The 18996-nt window shown below is 73.0% G+C and carries 18 protein-coding genes, 1 other RNA gene and 1 pseudogene; 7 read left to right on the forward strand and 13 right to left on the reverse strand.

Annotated elements, in window-relative coordinates:
• Positions 1 to 884 precede the first annotated feature (884 nt).
• On the forward strand, positions 885 to 1979 hold the full coding sequence (locus S1361_RS12655) for a carboxylate-amine ligase (RefSeq protein ID WP_208031958.1): 1095 nt from the start codon (positions 885 to 887) through the stop codon (positions 1977 to 1979).
• Between the two features lie 316 nt (positions 1980 to 2295).
• Here S1361_RS12655 and S1361_RS12660 read toward each other — a convergent pair whose 3' ends face one another.
• The 9 genes and pseudogenes from S1361_RS12660 to S1361_RS12700 all read right to left on the reverse strand — a co-directional run bounded on the left by S1361_RS12660 (position 2296) and on the right by S1361_RS12700 (position 10297).
• Complete coding sequence (locus S1361_RS12660) at positions 2296 to 2670, reverse strand: STAS domain-containing protein (protein ID WP_208031959.1); 375 nt, start codon at positions 2668 to 2670, stop codon at positions 2296 to 2298.
• A 29-nt stretch (positions 2671 to 2699) separates the two neighbouring features.
• Positions 2700 to 3923 carry a PP2C family protein-serine/threonine phosphatase gene (locus S1361_RS12665; protein WP_243769157.1) on the reverse strand — a complete coding sequence of 408 codons (1224 nt, stop codon included), beginning with the start codon at positions 3921 to 3923 and terminating at the stop codon, positions 2700 to 2702.
• Positions 3924 to 5110: 1187 nt separating this feature from the next.
• Entirely contained in the window at positions 5111 to 5869 is a 759-nt protein-coding gene (locus S1361_RS12670; protein ID WP_208031960.1) for an alpha/beta fold hydrolase, read from the reverse strand.
• A gap of 251 nt (positions 5870 to 6120) precedes the next feature.
• Complete coding sequence (locus S1361_RS12675; protein WP_208031961.1) at positions 6121 to 6786, reverse strand: DUF3618 domain-containing protein; 666 nt, start codon at positions 6784 to 6786, stop codon at positions 6121 to 6123.
• Complete coding sequence (locus tag S1361_RS12680) at positions 6762 to 7127, reverse strand: phage holin family protein (protein WP_243769158.1); 366 nt, start codon at positions 7125 to 7127, stop codon at positions 6762 to 6764. The genes S1361_RS12675 and S1361_RS12680 overlap by 25 nt, the downstream gene beginning before the upstream one ends.
• A 52-nt stretch (positions 7128 to 7179) precedes the next feature.
• Entirely contained in the window at positions 7180 to 7887 is a 708-nt protein-coding gene (locus S1361_RS12685; RefSeq protein ID WP_208031963.1) for a hypothetical protein, read from the reverse strand.
• Positions 7888 to 8154: 267 nt separating this feature from the next.
• Positions 8155 to 8557: RNase P RNA component class A (gene rnpB / locus S1361_RS12690), an RNA gene on the reverse strand.
• Between the two features lie 115 nt (positions 8558 to 8672).
• Positions 8673 to 9452: pseudogene (locus S1361_RS40305) on the reverse strand (DMT family transporter); the annotation flags it as partial.
• A complete protein-coding gene (locus S1361_RS12700) occupies positions 9449 to 10297 on the reverse strand; it encodes an AraC family transcriptional regulator (RefSeq protein ID WP_208031964.1) in 849 nt (282 codons plus the stop codon). The pseudogene S1361_RS40305 and the gene S1361_RS12700, both read right to left, overlap by 4 nt.
• Positions 10298 to 10467: 170 nt before the next feature.
• Between S1361_RS12700 and S1361_RS12705 the strand changes: the two genes are divergently transcribed.
• The 4 genes from S1361_RS12705 to eda all read left to right on the forward strand — a co-directional run bounded on the left by S1361_RS12705 (position 10468) and on the right by eda (position 13439).
• Complete coding sequence (locus S1361_RS12705) at positions 10468 to 11223, forward strand: MerR family transcriptional regulator (protein WP_208031965.1); 756 nt, start codon at positions 10468 to 10470, stop codon at positions 11221 to 11223.
• Positions 11220 to 11786, forward strand: a complete 567-nt coding sequence (locus S1361_RS12710; protein WP_208031966.1) for a hypothetical protein — start codon at positions 11220 to 11222, stop codon at positions 11784 to 11786. The genes S1361_RS12705 and S1361_RS12710 overlap by 4 nt, the downstream gene beginning before the upstream one ends.
• Before the next feature lie 135 nt (positions 11787 to 11921).
• On the forward strand, positions 11922 to 12704 hold the full coding sequence (gene yaaA, locus S1361_RS12715) for a peroxide stress protein YaaA (protein ID WP_208031967.1): 783 nt from the start codon (positions 11922 to 11924) through the stop codon (positions 12702 to 12704).
• Between the two features lie 72 nt (positions 12705 to 12776).
• Entirely contained in the window at positions 12777 to 13439 is a 663-nt protein-coding gene (gene eda, locus S1361_RS12720; protein ID WP_208031968.1) for a bifunctional 4-hydroxy-2-oxoglutarate aldolase/2-dehydro-3-deoxy-phosphogluconate aldolase, read from the forward strand.
• Here eda and S1361_RS12725 read toward each other — a convergent pair.
• From S1361_RS12725 to S1361_RS12735, 3 genes are read right to left on the reverse strand one after another with little or no spacing between them, the layout of a single operon-like run.
• Complete coding sequence (locus S1361_RS12725) at positions 13411 to 14724, reverse strand: bifunctional RNase H/acid phosphatase (RefSeq protein WP_208031969.1); 1314 nt, start codon at positions 14722 to 14724, stop codon at positions 13411 to 13413. The genes eda and S1361_RS12725 overlap by 29 nt on opposite strands.
• Before the next feature lie 16 nt (positions 14725 to 14740).
• On the reverse strand, positions 14741 to 15484 hold the full coding sequence (locus tag S1361_RS12730; RefSeq protein ID WP_208036571.1) for a zinc ribbon domain-containing protein: 744 nt from the start codon (positions 15482 to 15484) through the stop codon (positions 14741 to 14743).
• A 13-nt stretch (positions 15485 to 15497) separates the two neighbouring features.
• Positions 15498 to 16337, reverse strand: coding sequence for a Nif3-like dinuclear metal center hexameric protein (locus tag S1361_RS12735; protein WP_208031970.1), 840 nt, complete (start codon positions 16335 to 16337; stop codon positions 15498 to 15500).
• 186 nt (positions 16338 to 16523) lie between these two features.
• Here S1361_RS12735 and S1361_RS12740 point away from each other — a divergent pair, with 186 nt between their 5' ends.
• Both S1361_RS12740 and S1361_RS12745 read left to right on the forward strand, forming a co-directional pair.
• Positions 16524 to 17681, forward strand: a complete 1158-nt coding sequence (locus S1361_RS12740) for a hypothetical protein (RefSeq protein WP_208031971.1) — start codon at positions 16524 to 16526, stop codon at positions 17679 to 17681.
• A gap of 97 nt (positions 17682 to 17778) precedes the next feature.
• The gene (locus tag S1361_RS12745; protein ID WP_208031972.1) at positions 17779 to 17937 is read left to right on the forward strand and encodes a hypothetical protein; all 159 of its coding nucleotides are present in this window, start codon (positions 17779 to 17781) and stop codon (positions 17935 to 17937) included.
• Between the two features lie 100 nt (positions 17938 to 18037).
• Here S1361_RS12745 and S1361_RS12750 read toward each other — a convergent pair whose 3' ends face one another.
• On the reverse strand, positions 18038 to 18991 hold the full coding sequence (locus S1361_RS12750) for a 3-oxoacyl-ACP reductase (RefSeq protein ID WP_208031973.1): 954 nt from the start codon (positions 18989 to 18991) through the stop codon (positions 18038 to 18040).
• Positions 18992 to 18996: the final 5 nt, after the last annotated feature.

The following is an 18996-nucleotide window of genomic DNA, read 5'->3' on the forward strand; positions in this document are numbered from 1 at the left end:
CGCAGGGCAGCCGCTGCCGCCGCGTTCTCAGCGACCGCGTCGGCGTGCGCGAACAGGCTCCTGCCTCATACGAGAAGGGCAGGAGACGGAGAGCCCTCAGGAAGTGGATACGACGGTTCCGGGGGGAGGCATCGCAGCGCGGGCGGTTTCACACCGCCTCAGTTCGGCGCGCAGCGCCTGCGACACCGACTGCTGCCGGGAACCGATCGGCCGGTCAGCGACAACAAAACGCGCTGGAGACGTGCGCCAGATCGATGTGGCGCCGCCGAGTCAGGTCCACGCGCGGGTTCATGGAACGGGAGTTCAGCAGACACCCGCCGCGTCGGTCAATGCTTTCCCCGACAGGTCTTGCATCGCGGACACGGAGAGACTCTCCGTCTCTTCGGGACACTTCCCCACGACGGAAAACGATCACGTCGGCACGTCGCCTGCTTCGGCGCTCTCGGCGTCGCGGGGCCGGTTCGCCCAGCCGATCGCACCATGTCCCCTTCTTCATACGAGAGGTCGGCCTGCGAGGCGTCGGCGACGGGCTCGCCGACGACAGGTCAGATGCGGCCCACCGAGCGCCCGATATGCCGCGTACGTCGACCCCAAGGTCAAGGCGATCTGGGAGCTGCACCTGAACATGGAGCTGGAGCACCTGCACACCGCTTGCGACCTGATGCGCCGCGGGTGAATCCTGCTCGCGAGGACCTGCTGAGACGGCACCCCGCCAGCAGGTCCTCGCCGAGCTTGTCGGCGGCGGGTGATGGTTTACCGGGAAGTGGGTGCGGCACTCGGGCACCGTGAGTGACTCCTTCGACGAGTCCTCGGCGTGCGCTGCACCGGCCAGGCGCATCGGGAGCCAGTCCGGCAGCACGGCCGGGAGGAACAGAAGGCGATCGATGACGACGATCGGTGTCGAAGAGGAGTACCTGCTGCTCGACCCGGTCACGGGTCTGCCGGTACCGGTGGCGGACAAGGTGCGTGCCGCGGCCGGCCTGGGGCGTCTTGTGGCCGACCAGGAGGTGCACTGCGAGCTGCTGCAGGCGCAGGTCGAGGTGGCCACCCCGGTGTGCAGCACACTGGAGGAGATCGGCGGACACCTGCTCCGGCTGCGGCACGCCGTGGGCGCGGCCGCCGAGGAGTACGGCTGCCGGATCGCGGCCTGCGCGACACCCCCGCTGCGCCACGGCCACCCTGTGGCCGTCACCGACCAGGCCCGGTACCGGGCCATGCTCACCCAGGCGCCGCAGCTGGTGGCGGAGCAGCTGGTCAACGGCATGCACGTCCACGTGGGCGTGCCCAGCCGGGAGACGGGCATCCAGGTCCTGAACCGGATCCGGGTGTGGCTGCCGACCCTCACCGCCCTGTCCACGAACTCTCCGCTGTGGGACGGCCACGACACCGGATTCGCCAGCTGGCGCACCGTGATCTTCAGCCGCTGGCCGGTCAGCGGCATGCCCCCGCACTTCGCCGACATCGCCGACCACGACCGGCGCGTGCAGCAACTGCTCGACAGCGGTCTGATCTCGGACACGGGTCAGCTGTACTGGCAGGCCCGGCTCTCGGCCCGGTACCCCACCATCGAGGTGCGCTGCCTGGACGTGCAGCTGCGCGCGGACGAGGCGGTGATGCTGACAGGACTGGTCCGGGCCCTGGTGGAGACCGCGCTGGCGGAGGCCGCCGCCGGCGCTCCCGCGCTCGACTGCGACCAGGAACTGCTGCAGGCGAGCATGTGGCACGCCGCCCGCCATGGACTGAGCAGTACCCTGATCGATCCCGCCGGCCGACCACGCCGGGCCGGCGAGATGCTGTACGAGCTGCTGCGCCACGTCGCTCCCGCGCTGGACGCGTCCGGCGACGGCCGGGAGGTGACGGCCCTGGTCCACCGGCTCCTGCAGGACGGCACGGGAGCCGACCGGCAGCGCGCCGCCCTGGCCCGAGGCGGCCTGCCCGTCGTCACCGACCTGATCATCGGCAGGGGCACCATGCCCTGACCTGCCGCGGCCTTTGATCCCCTCAGGTGCGGGCCCGTGCGTCTTCCTCGATCGTGTGACTCACCGCCTGTGGTGGCATACGAAGCGGAACAGCGGGTGAGCCTGCCGACGTTGCGGGCCGGCAGGCTCACGCAGACGTTCGTCCACTGGCCCTTCCGGCCGGAGGCGGTACAGCCGCTGCTGCGTGCTGCTGTCGGGCTCGTTCGAGCAGCTCATGGAGCCGGGGGGGCGCTCGTCCGTCGAGCAGAGCCGACGCATGGTCTGCATCCGGCCTTGCCCTCCGCCATCCCGGGTATCGCGGTATCGGTCTGAGATGTCAGGGTGGCGCGGCATCCAGGGAGGGGTAGCTGTCGAGTACCTGGTCGACGCCGGTGAGCAGCAGCATCTTCTGCACCTGCGGGCTCGGTGCGATCAGCGCGAGGCGGACACCGGTGCTCCTGGCGGTGCGGTAGGCGGTGATCAGACATGTCAGACCGGTGGAGTCGAGGAAGGTGACGCCGGACAGGTCCACCAGCACCGTACGGCCGTCGTGACCCAGCAGCGGTTGCAGCGCGTCGGCGAGATGGTGGGCGGTGTGCAGGTCCACATGGCCGGTGACCGTCACCAGCGAGCGGTCGGGGGCTGACGTGCGCACCTGTACGTCCACGGGAGCGGCCTGTCGCCGGTCGGGGACGGGCGAGTCGGGGCTCATGCGGACCTCCTGTCCCGGGCTGGTGCGCCTCACGGGGTGAGCTCGTCCTGGTGCCCGCCGCGCCACTCGGCGAGCAGGACGGTGGCGTCGTCGGCGAGCCGCCCGGCGTTGTGTTCCATGACAGCCGCCATGAGCCGGCGCAGGGTCTCGTGCAGGGTGTGCCGACCCGCGTGGTGACGGCGGATGAAGCTGACGAACCGGTCCCGGCCGAACGCGTCACCGCAGGCGTCGCGGGCTTCGGTGATTCCGTCGGTGTACAGCAGCAGGCGGTCACCGGGTTGCAGGTGTTCGGTGCGCTGGGTCACCGGCAGGCCCAGATCGCTGCCCATGGGACCGGCCGGCGGGCAGGCCAGCTCGATGGTCCAGCGGTTGTCGCGGATGAGGATGGGGAGGTGATGACCGCGGTTGATCCAGGTCAGCCGCCCGCTGACCATGTCGAGGTCGGCCAGGATGGCGGTGACGTAGCGGCTGGTGCTGAACTGCTCCAGCAGCACCTGCTCCACATGCTCGCTGGTCTCGGCCAGCGACGCGCCCTGGCGGCGGGCGTTGCGGCAGGCGGCCACGGCGACGTTCGCGGTGATACCGGCTGTCGTGTCATGACCCATGGCGTCGAAGACGCCCAGATGCAGCGTCGTGTCGGCAACGGCGTAGTCGAAGGCGTCACCGCCGACCTGGTACGCCGGTTCCATCACCGCCCCCACGGTGACGTCATGTCCGGCATAAGCGGGCGGCGGCGTGAGGTTCCACTGCATCTCGGCGGCGACGTTCATCGGCTCGGTGCGCACCAGCCGCGCGTAGGAATCACTGAAGGAACGCTTGCTGAGCAGCAGCAATGCCGTGGTCGACGCCAGATCGCGCAGGACGTCACGGGTCTGCTCGTCATCCGTGTCGCTGTCGGCGCGGAGCACACCCAGACGCTCCACGCCGTCGGTGACAGCCACCCACCACCGCCGCCGCCCGCCCGGTGAACCGGCCGATGCGGATTCGGCGAGCACATCCACACGCTGGTACGCCTGGCCCGGCAGACTGCCCTGGACGGTGAACTCCTGCCCTCCCCCGGCGGCATCACGTCCCTTGCCGGTGAGCCGACGCAGTACCGTCTCACGGATGTCGACGACGTAGACGGCCACGTCGTGCAGCCCGGCCTCTGCGGCGTGCGCGGCGACCAGATCCGGAAGCTGCTCCAGCGTGACGGCGTGACCGGCCTGGAGCATCCGCACCAGTGCCAGAGCGGCCGCGGCCCTGTCAGCCACGACACACCCTCTTCGGCCGCCGGGGTCCGGTCGAAGCGATGGCGACCTGCACCGGGCCACGGCAAGGACATCGCATTGGACGACCCCTTTCCGGCCCTTCCACGAGTAGTGATCACTCACCGCGGACGGCGCCGCCCGGCGCCGCCGAGACACGCCACCGACGGGTCACGGCCCGAAAACCACTCTCAACATACTCGGTCGGCTCCGTCGGCGCCGAAGGATGGGCCATCGGCACCGCCTGGGCGCCGCCTCTCCCACGCCGCGCATCCGGGATGCCGGGCGAGTCCCCGAGTCGCTGTCATGCGCGCCAGGTCCCGTCGGTCGGCCACCCGGGGCAGACGGACAGCGGGCAGGGGCGCCGCGCCAGACAGCGTCGATTTTTCTGCTCGCCCCGCCCCCGCCTGATGTGAATCGGGGGCCGCCGCGCGTGGCGGTGCACGCGTCCATCAGCGAACGTACCGTGGGTGCCCGACAGGCGCATGATCCGTGCGAGCGAGCACGGGACGGCGCACAGCCGCAGGTCCACGCCGTGATGGCGGGCGGTGCGAGCCGACGCCAGGAACACGGTCAGGTCCGTGAGTCACCGAAGCAAAGGGCACTCAGGTCGATCACCGCGCGCCGGTGGTCGGCCATCGCGCGCCGCGCAAGGCCGCACGGACCTCCGGCGCGGTGGCGCCGTCCAGTTCCCCGGCCACTGCCACCCGGCGACTGCCAGGCTCAGTGGTCCGCACTGCCACAGTGAGCGCATCCACCGGCGTCCTCTTCGCTCGGGAACCCTCCCTCCAGGAGAACCCCAACCGCCCCGCCGCGTCCACGCACGCCCAGCACTGCCGCTTCGACCACCCACAGCGGCAACACGCCCTCCCACCCCAGAAGACGCATCCCGGCAGCACCGTCCACACGGACCTGCAACCCCGCGATGCTGGTCTCAGACCACCCACGGCCCTCGTCGCACTCCATGCCTCATCATCCACGCGGCCGGCCGGACCGGCTCCGGGACACTCCGGACAGCGGCCCGCCCGCGGGCCCGCGATCGCGCCCCAGGTGCCCCGCGGGTCATGTGGAGCCATGAGCGAGACATATCGGCCCGGGGAGCGGGTGCCGTAGAGCGGTATCTACGACTCCCCGGCACCCCTCGGCAGCCGTAGGTGCCTGGGGGTCGGCACGAGCGGTCGCCGCGGCGGCCGTCAGCGGCGCCGGGCGGCTTCGGCGATGAGAGCGGCGGTGAGCCCGCCGCGCTGGTAGGGGAAGTTGTGGGCGCCGGGAACCGTCGCCCACCGTCCGCGCGGCGCGCGAGCGGCCAACTCGCTCACCCACGGCTCCGGGGACAAGGCGTCGTGTTCACCCCGCAAGATGAGCGTCGGGCAGGTCACCCGGTCCATCACCCGCTCCGGAACATCCTGGAGCGCCGCACGCAGGTACCGGTGGAGTTCTCGTCCGGCGCGCAGGTAGTAAGGCGCCGTCACACGGATCTCGCCGGGCGATTCGTGCGCCAGCGTGCCGGGCAGGGCCCGCAGCAGGCCGGTCACCCGGCGTGCCCCGGGCGCGAAGGTCGGGCCCATCAGCACCAGCGAGCACACCGTCTCGGGATGGTCCGCGGCCACTCGGCAGGCGACCTGAGCACCGGTGGAATGACCCGCGAGCACGACCGGTTCTCGGGCAACCGCGGCGAGCCAGGCGGACACCGTCTCCGCGAGGGCGGGAATGCGCGGGGGACAGACGGCGCGGGGCCGTCGATGGCCGAATCCTGGCACGTCCAGGAGAAACGAGTGCGACCACGCGCCGCACCCTTCCAGGGTGTCGATCAGGTAACCCAGGGCCCCCAGCCCAGGGACCAGGACCACGGGGGGCGCCCCCGGACGGCCGCCCGTCTGCAGACTCCGTACCCAGTGCCCTGCTACCTGGTCCCAGCGGGCAGTGGACCGCTCCCGCCCGGCTGTGCGCATGCGCTACGCGTTCCCCTCCGGGTCCCTCGGACGCCACAGCCGGAGTTCGCTCGCCTGAACCGGCCGCACCGTTTGCCTCACCCAGGCTCTCTCCAGCTCTGCGCCGCACCCGCGCCGTATGGCCGTCCGACACCGACTGGACAGCTCCGGTGATCCACGTCCTGCTGCGTCCGGGCGCGCCGGCACTGGGCGCCTGCGCCGCCTGCACTTCGGCCATGTCGGGGACTCGCCTGAGCCGGGGACATGAGTACTCACTGTTGCCGGCTCTGGTCGCTGAGGTGCTCAGCGGAGTCGCGGGCCTGGTCGGCGACCGTGCCGGCCTGCTCGCGGGCTTCGTACTGGGTGGCGCGGGCGGCCTCGCCTGCGGTGTCCTTCACTTCCTCGGCCGCGCTCTGTGCTGCCTCCTGGGCGCCTTCCTTCAGGTTCTGCGCGGACTCGAGTGCGGCCTGTTTCACGGGTTCCAGGGCTTCTCGCCCCTGTTCCATCAGGCCGGAGGCGGCCTGCTGTTCGCTCTGCGAGGCCGGCAGCAGGGAGGAGGCCAGCACACCGGTACCGAAGGCGATCAGACCGGCTGCCAGCGGATGCCCTTGTGTCTGTCGGACGGCCTCTTCGGGGGCCTGCCTGACCGCTTCACCGGCCTGCTGGGCCGTGTCGCGGGCGGCACCCGTGGCCTGCCCGGCGCTTTCCTGCAGGGAACCGGCCGCTGACCGCGCGGTGCCGGCGAGGCTTTGCGCGGTGTCCGAGGCGGAGCCCATGACCCACTCCCGCAGGCCGGTGACCTTACCGCGCACCCGGTCCGTGCGGCGCCGGACCATCTGACGAGGGCTGGCCCGGTGGACGAGCCGGTTGACATCGGTGGACAGGCGGTCGCGGGTGGCGTCGATGTCCGCTCTCATCTGGTCGGGTGACGTGCCCATTGCGCGTTCTCCTTCATCGTTTCGACGGTTTTCTCGGGCGTGGGGGACACGGTGCGCATCCGGGCACGGCCCCGCGCATAGAGCACGGCTGCCACCACGGCCCATACGGCGGTGACGATCAGCGCGGCCCAGCCGCCGTCCATCACGTTGGCCAGGCCCAGGACGGCGGCCAGGGACAGAAACAGCAGGGTCATGTAGCCGGCGAACCCGGCCCCGCCGTACATGCCGGCCGCCTTACCGGCCTTGGTCGCTTCCTGCCTGACCTCGGTCTTGGCCAGCTCGACCTCCTGACGGAACAGGGTCTGAACGTCGGAGGTCACCTGAGACAGCAGCTCGCCCACGGATTGGTCCCGACCGTAGGAGTCGCCCCGGTTCGATTGGACCGAGGACATCTCACACCCCCGATTGCGGAGGCGTCGGCATGTCAGCGGCAGCCGGACTTGTGGGCGGCACGGGCGGCGGTGTGTACGGCGCGGCCGGTGGTGACACCGGCTGCGGTGGTGTCCACTGACCGGCACCCGGAGGTGGCGTCGGCATGTCAGGCTCGACCGAGTACTGCGGCCGCACCGCTCCCGCGGACTGCTCCTGCCCGCCGTCGCCGGACTGCGCGGCCTTGCCCGCCACCTTCCCCAGACGTCCCACGGCCAGTCCCGCCAGCAACGCCCCGCCCAGGAACAGCCCGGGGCGCCGACGGGCGAACCTCTGAAGGTCGCCGACGATGCCTTCGACTCCCTGCTTGTCCACGTAGTCGGCCGCCCGGTGTCCGCGGTCGGCCATCTGGGCCGCCACGCTGCGGGCGGGCGAGTCGCCCGGAGCGTTCTCCGCCAGCTCGGTCAGGTCCTGTGCCCACTGCCGCAACACTCCCGCGGCCCGCCGGGTCTGTCCTTCGGCTTCGTCCATGGCACGGCTGCGCAGCTCCTGGACGACTGAGCCGGCCTGCTGCCGCGCCTCGTCCACGACCTCCTTCGCCTGCTGAACGGCCGTGGATGCCACCTGGCCCGCGGCCTGTCTGGCCTGATCGGCCGTCGCCGACGTCTCTGTCTTGACTGCTTGCCCGGCCTGCTGCAGCTTGCCGCCCCCGTCAGATACGGACTCACTCATCAGCACTCTCCTCGGCGAGCCGGCCCCATGGCTCTCATGGGTCGCTTCACCCGAGTGACTACTCAGAGGGGATTCACACCTTTTTACGAGAAGAACGGTGTTCCTCCAGGAATGTCCTTGATTTTGAGAACCGGGGGCCGCACAAGGTGGCGACTGAGTTGCGCTGGACGGTCGCGCGGGAAGGGGAGTCAGAGCGCTGCCACCGCGAGGGCATACCGTCGGCGACATGTCGGAAAAGAGCCGCTGACCTGCGGAAGAAATGAGCGGCAGACGAGTCGGGCTGTACGCCGGGTTCTGTTCCCCGGTGCCCTCGCGGGCGCCGGGGCGACGGCCATCCATCTAGGGCCGGCGTTGCCGCCGGCCTCGTGCGGTCTACCCGCGGACTCGGGCGGGCAGCCCTCGGTCGTCCGCGCAGGGACACCGGGGTGTCCCCTCTTGACCTTGCTCCGGGTGGGGTTTACCTAGCTGCCCAGGTCACCCTGGGCACTGGTGGTCTCTTACACCACCGTTTCACCCTTACCAGGGGCCTAAGCCCCGGGCGGTCTGCTTTCTGTGGCACTGTCCCGCGGGTCACCCCGGGTGGCCGTTAGCCACCACCCTGCCCTGTGGAGCCCGGACGTTCCTCGGGAAGCCCCCTAGGGGGACTCCACGCGGCCGTCCGCCCGGCTCGTCTGCCGTGCCGACCATGGTACCCGGCGGGAGCCGGGCCGCGGACCGGCGGCCGTGGCCAGGACCGAGCCGGCCAGGATGAGCGCGAACGCGGCCAGCACCGGGAGGGTCAGCGGCTCGTGCAGGAACAGCGCGCCCGCGGCCACCGCGACCGCCGGGTTGACGTACGTGATCACCGTGGCCCGGGTGGGACCGGCCTCCCTGATCAGTTCCAGGAACGCCACGAAGGCCACCGCGGTGCAGATCACGCCCAGTCCGGCCAGCGCGGCCAGCACGGTGGGCGCGGGCACGGCGGACGGTCGGGTCAGCGCGGCGGCGGGGGCGTAGACCAGGGCGGCCAGGGCCAGGCAGGCGGCGGTCAGGTGGAGGGACGGGACCTCCTTGAGGCGGCGGGCCGCGATCAGGGGCGCGGTGGCGTAGCCCAGGACCGTCAGCAGGACCTCCAGCAGGGAGCGGGCGTCGCCGCCGGTGAGGTGCGGCAGGGTGAGGACCGCGACCCCGGCGAGGCCCAGGGCCAGGCCCGTCACGCGGCGGACGCCGAGGTGTTCGGTGTCGCCGAGGAGCCGGGCCAGGACCACGCCGACGATCGGCACGCCCGCGATCAGCAGGCCCGCCGTCGAGCTGGACAGGTGCCGTTCGGCGTCGGTGAGGGTGAACCAGGGGATCATGATCTCCAGGACCGCGAAGGCCAGCAGGGGGCGCCAGTGGGTCCGTACCGCCGTCACGAAGCCGCCTTGGCGCAGGGCGAACGGGAGCAGCAGGAGCGCGCCGAGCGCGCACCGCGTGAACACCACCACCGGCGGGGACACCGCGTCCACCGCCACCTTGATCATCAGATAGGGGATGCCCCAGACCACTCCCATCAGGGAGAACAGGAACCAGCCGCGTGCAGTCATGCGGCCGAGTGTCGGCCCCCCGGTCCGGGCCTGTCTTGAACGCTGTTGCGATAGGCCGCCGGGGTCACCCCGAGCACCCGGCGGAACCAGCGGGTCAGGTGCGCCTGGTCGGCGAAGCCGACGAGAGGGGCCACCTCGGCGGGGCGCAGGCCGCTCTCCAGCAGGACCCGCGCCTTGGTCACCCGGTGCTGGGCGAGCCAGGCGTAGGGGGGTATGCCCATCGTCGTACGGAAGGCGCGCAGCAGCTGGTAGCGGGAGAGGCCGAGGTCGGTGGCGAGCAGGGCGAGGGAGGGCGGGTCGGTGAGTTCGTCGGCGAGGCGGTCGCGGACCGTGCGGGCCACGGCGTCGGCGCCGGGGACGCGGTCGGGGGCCGGTCTCGCGGTGGAGTGGCGCCGGGCGAGCGCGGTCAGCAGCCAGGGCAGGACGGACTCGGCCTCCAGGGCGTCGGGGCAGGCGCTCAGTTCCGTGTGGGCGGTGCGCAGGGCCGTGGCCAGCGCGGGGTCGTCGACGAGGGGTTCGCGGAAGTGCGGCAGGCCGCCGAGGGTGCCGTCGGCCAGCAGGGACGGCTCGGCGTACAGGGCTCGGTAGGCGTAGCCGTCGGTGCTGTTGCCGGGCCCGCCGGTGTGCATCTCGCCGGGCTCTAGGACGACGATCGTGCCCGGGCCGGTGCGGATGTGCCCGCCCCGGTAGTCGATGATCTCGGAGCCGCCGACGCACACCCCGACGGTGTACTCGTCGTGGGCGTGCGGTGCGTAGACGTGCCGGCGGAAGCTCGCGGTGAGCAGGTCGAGCGGGGGCCCGCAGCGGCCCAGCCGGGCCCGTGTCCACCGTGCCTGTTCCCCCATCGGACCCTCTCCTTCGCGACGCCTCCTGCCAAGGGTGCAACGCCGCCCGGCCCCGTTTCCATGCCGTTTCCGGGGGCCGGAGCGCCGGCGTCGGCCCTCCGGCCCCGCTCCCGTGCCGTCGCCGGGCCGCCGCTTGACCCCGACGCGACGTCAACGTCTGTACTGGGCCCATGCGAATCGGAGAACTCGCCGCCGTCGTCGGTGTCACGACGCGCACGGTGCGGCACTACCACCATCTGGGTCTGCTGCCCGAGCCCGAGCGCCGGCCCAACGGCTACCGGCGCTACACCCTGCGCCACGCCGTCGTCCTCGCCCGCATCCGGCGCCTGACCGAGCTGGGCCTGGGTCTCACGGAGGTGCGGGACGTGCTCGCCGACGACGCCGGCAAGGACCTCGCCGAGGTGCTGACCGAGCTGGAGGAGGACCTGGCCCGGCAGGAGGCGGAGATCCGGGAGCGCCGGCAGCGGCTGCATGTCCTGCTGGACGCCGGGGAGCTGCCCGCCGAGGGCCCCGTCTCGCCGCAACTGGCCGCTCTGCTGGCCGCGCTGCCCGCCGGGGACTCCCCCATGGCCGCCAGGGACCGGGAGTTCCTGGCCCTGGTCGACGGTGCGGCGCCACCGCGGGAGCGGGAGCGGCTGCTCTCCGCGCTGCGCGGCGCCCTGGAGGATCCGGACACGGTGGCGCGCTCCCGGCAGGCGTACGCCCTGCTGGACTCGCTGGCGGACGCCGGCCCGGACGACCCGCGCGTGGCAGGGGCGGCGCGCGCCCTGGCCGACTGCGTACCGCGCGAACTGCTGACACCTGGCCAACCCGTCGCGGCCAACGCCCTGTTGAACGCCTTGTACGCCGACCTCCGCCCGGCCCAGGCCGAGGTGGTCCGACGTGCGCTGAAGATCCTGACGGAGGAGACGGAGGAGGAGGGATGACGACGGTGTACCGGCTGGCCCGGCACGAGCTGCGGCTGCTCGCCGGCCTGGCGCTGTGGCTGACCCGGCGCACCCACGGCACCGCCGGCGGGCGGGCCTTCGGGTACGCGCGCGGGCAGGGTGCGACGATGCCGGCGCTGGCCTTCGTCTGCCTGATCGAGACGGCCGGTGTCGCGGTCATGCTCCGCGACCAGCCCGTGGCGCACGACGTGATGCTCGTCCTGGACGGCTACACGGTGCTGTTCGTGGTCGCCCTGCACGCGGCCTGTGCGGTCCGCCCGCACGTACTCACCCCGGACGCGCTGCGCGTGCGGTACGGCGCCCACGTCGACCTGCGGATCCCGCTGACCGCGATCGCCGCCGTACGGCGCGAGAGCCGGGCCACGCACGAGCCGGCCGAGGGCACGCTCGACCTGGCCGTCGGCTCCCGGACCACGGTGACGCTCGAACTCGCCGAGCCGGTGGTGCACACGAACCTGCTCGGCCGCGGCAGGCAGGTGGGCGTGGTGCGGCTGTACGCGGACGACACCGACGGGCTGGTCCGGGCGCTCACCCCCCGGTGACCAGCGCCTTCGCCGTCCCCGGTCCGGTTGCGGTGACATGTGTCCCACGGCGGGGCTGCCGGCGGGCGCGGGCGAGGCCGGGCGGGCGGGCGGTACGCCGTACCCTGGCGCGGAGGTCTACGTAAGGAGTACGTGTTGCTGGTCCTGCTGCCGCCCTCCGAAGGCAAGGCGAACCCGGGCGAGGGCGCCCCGCTGGAGCCCCTGTCGCTGTCCCTGCCGGGGCTGACCGCCGCCCGGGAGGCCGTGCTCGGGGAGCTGGTGGAGCTGTGCTCCGGCGACGAGGAGAAGGCCCGCGAGGTGCTCGGGCTGAGCGAGGGCCTGCGGGGCGAGGTCGCGAAGAACGCGGGGCTGCGCACGGCCGGCACCCGGCCCGCCGGGGAGATCTACACCGGTGTGCTCTACGACGCCCTGGGCCTGGCCACGCTGGACGCGGACGCCCGTCGGCGCGCGGCGGACTCGCTGCTGGTGTTCTCCGGGCTGTGGGGCGCCGTGCGGGTGACGGACCGGATCCCCTCCTACCGCTGCTCGATGGGCGTCAAGCTGCCCGGGCTCGGCGCGCTGGCCGGGCACTGGCGGGCGCCGATGGCCGAGGTGCTGCCGGAGGCGGCCGGAGCGGGACTGGTCCTGGACCTCAGGTCCTCGGCGTACGCGGCGGCCTGGCGGCCCAGGGGCGAGGTGGCCGGGCGGACGGCGACGGTACGGGTGCTGCACGCGCCGACCCGGAAGGTCGTCAGCCACTTCAACAAGGCGACCAAGGGCCGGATCGTCCGCAGCCTGCTGACCGCCGGGACCGCGCCGAAGGACCCCGCCGAGCTGGTGACGGCGCTGCGGGACCTGGGGTACGCCGTGGAGGCGGAGGCTCCCGGGAAGCCGGGCAAGGCGTGGGCGCTGGACGTGCTGGTGGAGGAGATCCACTGAGCCCCTCGCCCATTCATTGCAGCATGCGCAACGCTCATTGCGGGTGATGCAGACCCTGTGCACGATGAGGGCATGACCTCGCCGCTGCCCTCCTCCCCGGCTGCCTCCGTACTGGATCTCGCCCCCGTCGTGCCCGTCGTGGTCCTCACCGACGCCACCGACGCCGTACCGCTCGCGCGGGCGCTGGTGGCGGGCGGGCTGCCCGCGATCGAGGTGACCCTGCGGACCCCGGCGGCCCTGGACGCGATCCGGGCGATCGCCGGGGAGGTTCCGCAGGCCGTGGTCGGGGCGGGCACGGTGATCACACCGGAGCAGGTGGACGCCTGTACGGCGGCCGGGGCGCGGTTCCTGGTCAGTCCCGGCTGGACGGAGGCGCTGCTGGCGGCGATGCGCGGGTCCGGGGTGCCGTTCCTGCCCGGGGTGTCGACCACCTCGGAGGTGGTCGCCCTGCTGGAGCGCGGGGTGCGGGAGTTGAAGTTCTTCCCGGCACAGGCGGCGGGCGGTACGGCGTATCTGAGGTCGCTCGCGGGGCCGTTGCCGCAGGCCCGGTTCTGCCCCACGGGCGGGATCGGCCCGCAGACCGCGCCGGACTACCTGGCCCTGCCCAACGTCGGCTGCGTGGGCGGGAGCTGGATGCTCCCGGCGGAGGCGGTGGCCGCCGGGGACTGGGGCCGGATCGAGCGGCTGGCGCGGGCGGCGGCCGGGCTCAGGGACGCAGGTGAGAGGTGTCGTTGAACAGCCGTACGCTCGCGTTGCCGTCCGCGTAGTACGCCACCGCCGACAGCGAGGCCGCCGAGAGCTCCATCCGGAACAGCGACTCCGGCGGGGCGCCGAGGGCGAGCCGGACGAGGGTCTTGATCGGGGTCACGTGCGTGACCAATAGGACGGTACGGCCCGCGTGGGCCGCGACCAGCTTGTCCCGGGTGGCGGCGATGCGGGCGGCCGTCTCGGCGAAGCTCTCGCCGCCGCCGGTGGGGTGGGCCTCCGGGTCGGCGAGCCAGGCGTTCAGGTCGTCCGGGTGGCGCTCGCGGACCTCGCCGAAGGTCAGGCCCTCCCACGCGCCGAAGTCCGTCTCGCGCAGACCGTCCTCCAGCGTGACGTCCAGGTCCAGCCGGGCGGCGACGATGCCGGCGGTCTCGCGGGTGCGGGCGAGGGGGGAGGCGACGACGGCCTGGATCGTGCCGCGCCGGGCGAGCGCCTCCGCGACCCGGTGCGCCTGTTCCCGGCCGGCGACCGAGAGCGAGGGGTCGCTGCCGCCGCTGCCGGAGAAACGCTTCTGGGGGGTCAGCGGGGTCTCGCCGTGCCGGAGGAGGACGAGCGTGGCGGGGGCGCCGAGGTCGGGGGCGGCGCTCCAGCCGGGGGTGCTGGGGAGGCGCTGCTCGCCGCGGGGTGCCGCTGCGGCGGCCTCCGTCTGCCGTACCGCCTCCGCTTCGACGTCGTCCCCGGCCGGAGCCGCCACCGGCCTCCCCTGACCGTCGGTCCGGCCCTCCGCCAGCGCCGCGCGGGCCTTCGCCGCACCCGCCGCCGCGTCCCCGGGCGGGCCCGACGGCTCGGGGACGGCGGGCGGGGTGTCCAAGGCCGCGCGGGACTCGGACGGGGACCACTGCCGGCCCTTCGCCCCCGCGTCCATGGCCTCGTTCGCCAGGCGGTCCGCGTGCTTGTTCTGCTCGCGCGGGATCCACTCGTACGTGACCTGGTCCGGCGGGAAGACCGACCTCGCCTCCATGGCCAGCGGCTTCATGTCGGGGTGCTTGATCTTCCAGCGGCCCGACATCTGCTCGACGACGAGCTTGGAGTCCATGCGGACGTGGACCCGCGCGGCGGGGTCGAGCGCGTGGGCGGCGCGGAGGCCGGCCAGCAGGCCGCGGTACTCGGCGACGTTGTTCGTGGCGACGCCGAGGTACTCGGCCGCCTCCGTCAGGGTCTGCCCCGTCGCCGCGTCGCGGACCACGGCCCCGTAGCCGGCGGGCCCGGGGTTGCCCCGCGATCCCCCGTCGGCCTCGACGATGAACTCCCGCACCCGCCCCACCCCTTGACTACAGACCCGACTCCGCCGTACGCACCAGGATGCGGCGGCAGTTCTCGCAGCGGACCACCGTGTCCGGGGCCGCCGCGCGGATCTCGTTCAGCTCGGTGATGGCCAGCTCCTGCCGGCAGCCCTGGCAGGTGCGGGCGTACAGCTTGGCCGCGCCGATGCCGCCCTGCTGGGCGCGCAGCTTGTCGTACAGCTTGAGCAGGTCGGCGGGGACGGACGCGGCGATGACCTCGCGCTCCTTCGTCACCGAGGCCGCCTCGCCGTCGATCTCCTCGAACGCCGCGTCCCGGCGGCCGGTCGCGTCGTCGATCTTCGACTGCACGGAGGCGACCCGCCCGGTCAGCTCGTTCACCCGCTCCTGCGCGGCCTCGCGGCGCTCCATGACCTCCAGGACGACGTCCTCCAGGTCGCCCTGCCGCTTGGCGAGGGAGGCGATCTCGTGCTGGAGGTTGGACAGGTCCTTGGGCGAGGTGACCGCGCCGGAGTCCAGGCGCTGCTGGTCGCGGGTGGCGCGCTGGCGCACCTGGTCCACGTCCTGCTCGGCCTTGGTCTGCTCGCGGGCGCAGTCGCTCTCCTCGGTCTGCGCGGCCACCAGCAGGTCGCGCAGCTGCGTCAGGTCCTTCGTCAGCGACTCGATCTCGGCGTGCTCGGGCAGGGACCTCCGCTTGTGCGCGAGCTGCTGCAGGCGGACGTCGAGGGCCTGGACGTCGAGGAGGCGGATCTGGTCGGCGGGCGCGGCGTTCAGTTGGGGGCTCCTGTTAGCTAGAGGGGGCGATGGACGCCGCGTGGGCGGTCCAGGGGTCGGTGACCGTCCTGGAGACGTGGACACGCAGGTCCCAGCCGTGGCGGTCGGAGATCTCGTCGAGCTGGCTCGCGGCCAGCTCGCACCAGGGCCACTCGGTGGCCCAGTGCGCCGCGTCGAGCAGCGCGAGGGGACTGTGCGCCACCGCCTCGGACGCCGGGTGGTGGCGCAGGTCGGCGGTGAGGAAGGCGTCGACGCCGGACGCGCGGACCTGGTCGAAGAGGCTGTCGCCGGAGCCGCCGCTGACGGCGACCGTACGGACGACGGCGTCGGGGTCGCCGGCCACCCGGATGCCCTGCGCGGTGGCGGGCAGCCGCTCGGCGACGCGGGCGGCCAGTTCGCGGACGGTGAGGGGGTGGTCGAGTTCGCAGACGCGGCCGAGGCCCCGGCACCCGTGCGGGTCGGTGGGGTCCGGCACGAGGGGCCGTACGACGCGGAGGTCGAGGGCTCCCGCGAGGGCGTCGGAGACACCCGGGTCGGCGGTGTCGGCGTTGGTGTGGGCGACGTGCAGCGCGATGTCGTTCTTGATGAGGGTGTGCACGACCCGGCCCTTGAAGTGCGTGGCCGCGACCGTGGTCGTCCCGCGCAGGTAGAGCGGGTGGTGGGTGACGAGCAGGTCGGCGCCGAGCTTCACGGCCTCGTCGACGATCTCCTGCACGGGGTCGACGGCGAACAGGACCCGGCCGACCTCCTGGTCGGGGTCGCCCACCACCGTGCCGACCGCGTCCCAGGACTCGGCCCGCTCGGCGGGCCACAGGTTCTCCAGCGCGGCGATGACTTCAGACAGACGGGGCACGGCCCAAGGCTACCTGGCTGCTCGGCGGGGCTGTACCGCAAGCGTCCGGTCTGTCCAGGGTCAGCACACACGCCCCGGTTTCCTCAGGTGAATCGCTTCTGCGCCACCCGTACGTGTGAAGCGGGAGGCAGGAGGCCCCCGCCCTTCCGTACGAAAACTAGCTTCGTCGCCGGAGGTGACCGAACGATGACGGTCTGTGCTATCGAACCGCCGTCCACGGACGGGGCCGACGGCGCGCCGGGAGCGGGGTGCGCGATCACGGCGGACGGCGCGTACGCCGCCCGGCTCGCCCGGGACGGGGACTCCTGGTTCCCGGAGCGCTGGACCCTGGACGGCCCGGAACCGTACGCGGTACCGCTGCCCGGCAACCAGCCGGAGGAGCCCGGCACCGAGGTGCAGCCGATGGGGGACGGGCGGGTGCTGATCCACCGGCTGGTGGAGCGGCGGCACGCCTTCGCGCTGCTGTACCCGACCGGGCCCGGCACCGGCGAGCTGCCGCTGGGCGCGGTGGAGTGCCCCGAGCCCGGCACCCGGCTCACCCTGCTGCCGCCGGCGCCGGGGGGCGTGCGCGCGTACGCCCTCGCCGTCGGGCCGCGCTCCGCCGCGGTGTGGCGGGTGGCGGGCGGGGCGTCCGGCCCCGAGCGGCTCGCCGAGGTGCCGGGGCGCTGCTCGGGCGGGGTCTGGCTGGACGGCACCGGGCGGCTGCTGGCGCTCGACCGGGAGCTGGGCGGGCGCACCAAGACCGTGGTGGTGGACCTCGAGCGCGGGGAGGTCTCGCCGCTGCTGCAGATCACGGAGGGCAGTGACGACCGGCTGCTGCTCGCCGACCCGGACAGCGGCCTGGTGCTGATCTCCTCCGACGCGCCCTGCCCCGGGCAGGAACGATTGGGCTGGGGTGTGCTCGGCAGCACCCTGCCGGTGCGGTTCCCGGAGTGTCTGCGGCTGCCGGAGTGCGCGGTGACCCCGTTCGCGATCCAGCCGGGGCAGGCGCTGATGCCGGAGAACTGCGCGGTGGGCCTAAGGGTCGACGGCGCGTTCGGCACCTGGGTGGGCACCTGGCGGCCGGCCGAGCGCCGGGTCCGGCACCTTCCGGCACCCCAGGGCTGGCTGGCGGGGGCCGGGGTGTGGACCCGGGAGGGGGTGCTGCGGCTGCCGTACGCGACGGAGGCGACGCCGTGCGGGGTGGCGGACCTGACGGCACCGGCGGGTCCCGCCCGGGAGAGCGACGCCGACCGGGCACCCGAGCCGGCCCCGCCGGCTGCGGAACCGGAGCCTCCGGTACGGTCCGCGACCCGGCCGGTGCCCTTGCAACAAGCCCCTCTGGGACGTCTTGTAACGAACTAGTGCCGGTCGGCGTGTGCGCCTGGATTCGGGCCGTGGTGTGCCGGTTAGACTCGCCCGGCTGTACGAAAGATCATGGTTGACGGGGTGAATACGTCCGATGAGCGACACCAGCACGACTGAGCAGCTGTCTGCCGACTCTTCCCAGGCCGCCGGCCACGGCCGGCACCGCGGCCCGGTCGCGGCCCAGGAGAGCGACACGACTCCGCACGGCCGGCACCGCAAGCCGGTCCAGGAGAAGGTCGAGGCGGCTGCCTGACAGCAGTGAAGACGAGGGGGCGCCCGCCCGGCGGGCGCCCCCTTTGCCTTGCCCCCCCTGCGTCTTGCGGCCGGGGTGCCTTGCGCCTTGCCCCCTTCGCCTAATCCCCTTCGTCTCGCCCCCGCCTGAGCCCCAGCACCTCCGCCGCCGCGAAGGTCTCCCCCGGCGGCCGGTCCGCGTAGTGCGGGGTGAGCAGCGCGTCCAGTTCGTCGTGGGTGAAGGCCTCCTGCTTGCTGTCGAACCGGGCCCGCACCCGCGGCCGTTCCATCACGGCCACCATGCCGCCGTGGACGACGAGCAGCTGGCCGTTGACCGAGGCGGCGGCCGGTGAGGCCAGGTAGCCGACGAGCGGGGCGACATGCTCGGGAGCGAGCGGGTCCAGCCCCTCCTCCGGTTTTCGCAGGCCCGCGAAGACGTCCTCGGTCATCCGGGTCCGGGCGCGCGGGCAGATGGCGTTGGCCGTGACGCCGTACTTGGCGAGGGCCAGGGCGGTGGAGGTGGTCAGGCCGACGATTCCGCCTTTCGCCGCCGCGTAGTTGGGCTGGCCGGCGGACCCGGCCAGGAACGCCTCCGAGGAGGTGTTCACGATCCGTCCGTACACCGTTCCCCCGGCCGCCTTGGCCCGATCCCGCCAGTGCGCGGCGGCGAAGCGGGTGGTGTTGAAGTGGCCTTTGAGGTGGACACGGATCACCGCGTCCCACTCGTCCTCCGTCATGGAGAAGACCATGCGGTCGCGCAGGATGCCGGCGTTGTTGACGAGGATGTCCAGCTTGCCGAACTCGGCGATCGCCGACTCGACCAGTTCCCCTGCCTGCCGGAAGTCGGAGACGTCGCCGGTGTGCGGTACGGCGGTGCCGCCGGCCTTCCGGATCTGCGCCACGACCTGTTCGGCGGGCCCCGCCGACGCGGCACCGGAGCCGTCCCGGCCGGGCTGCCCGTGGTCGTTGACGACGACCGCCGCGCCGAGCCGGGCGAGTTCCAGGGCCTCGGCCCGGCCGAGCCCGCGTCCGGCGCCGGTGACGATCGCGGAGAGGCCCGCGAGTGGCAGTGACATGAGGC

This window comes from Streptomyces cyanogenus (genome assembly GCF_017526105.1).
Lineage (GTDB): Bacteria > Actinomycetota > Actinomycetes > Streptomycetales > Streptomycetaceae > Streptomyces > Streptomyces cyanogenus.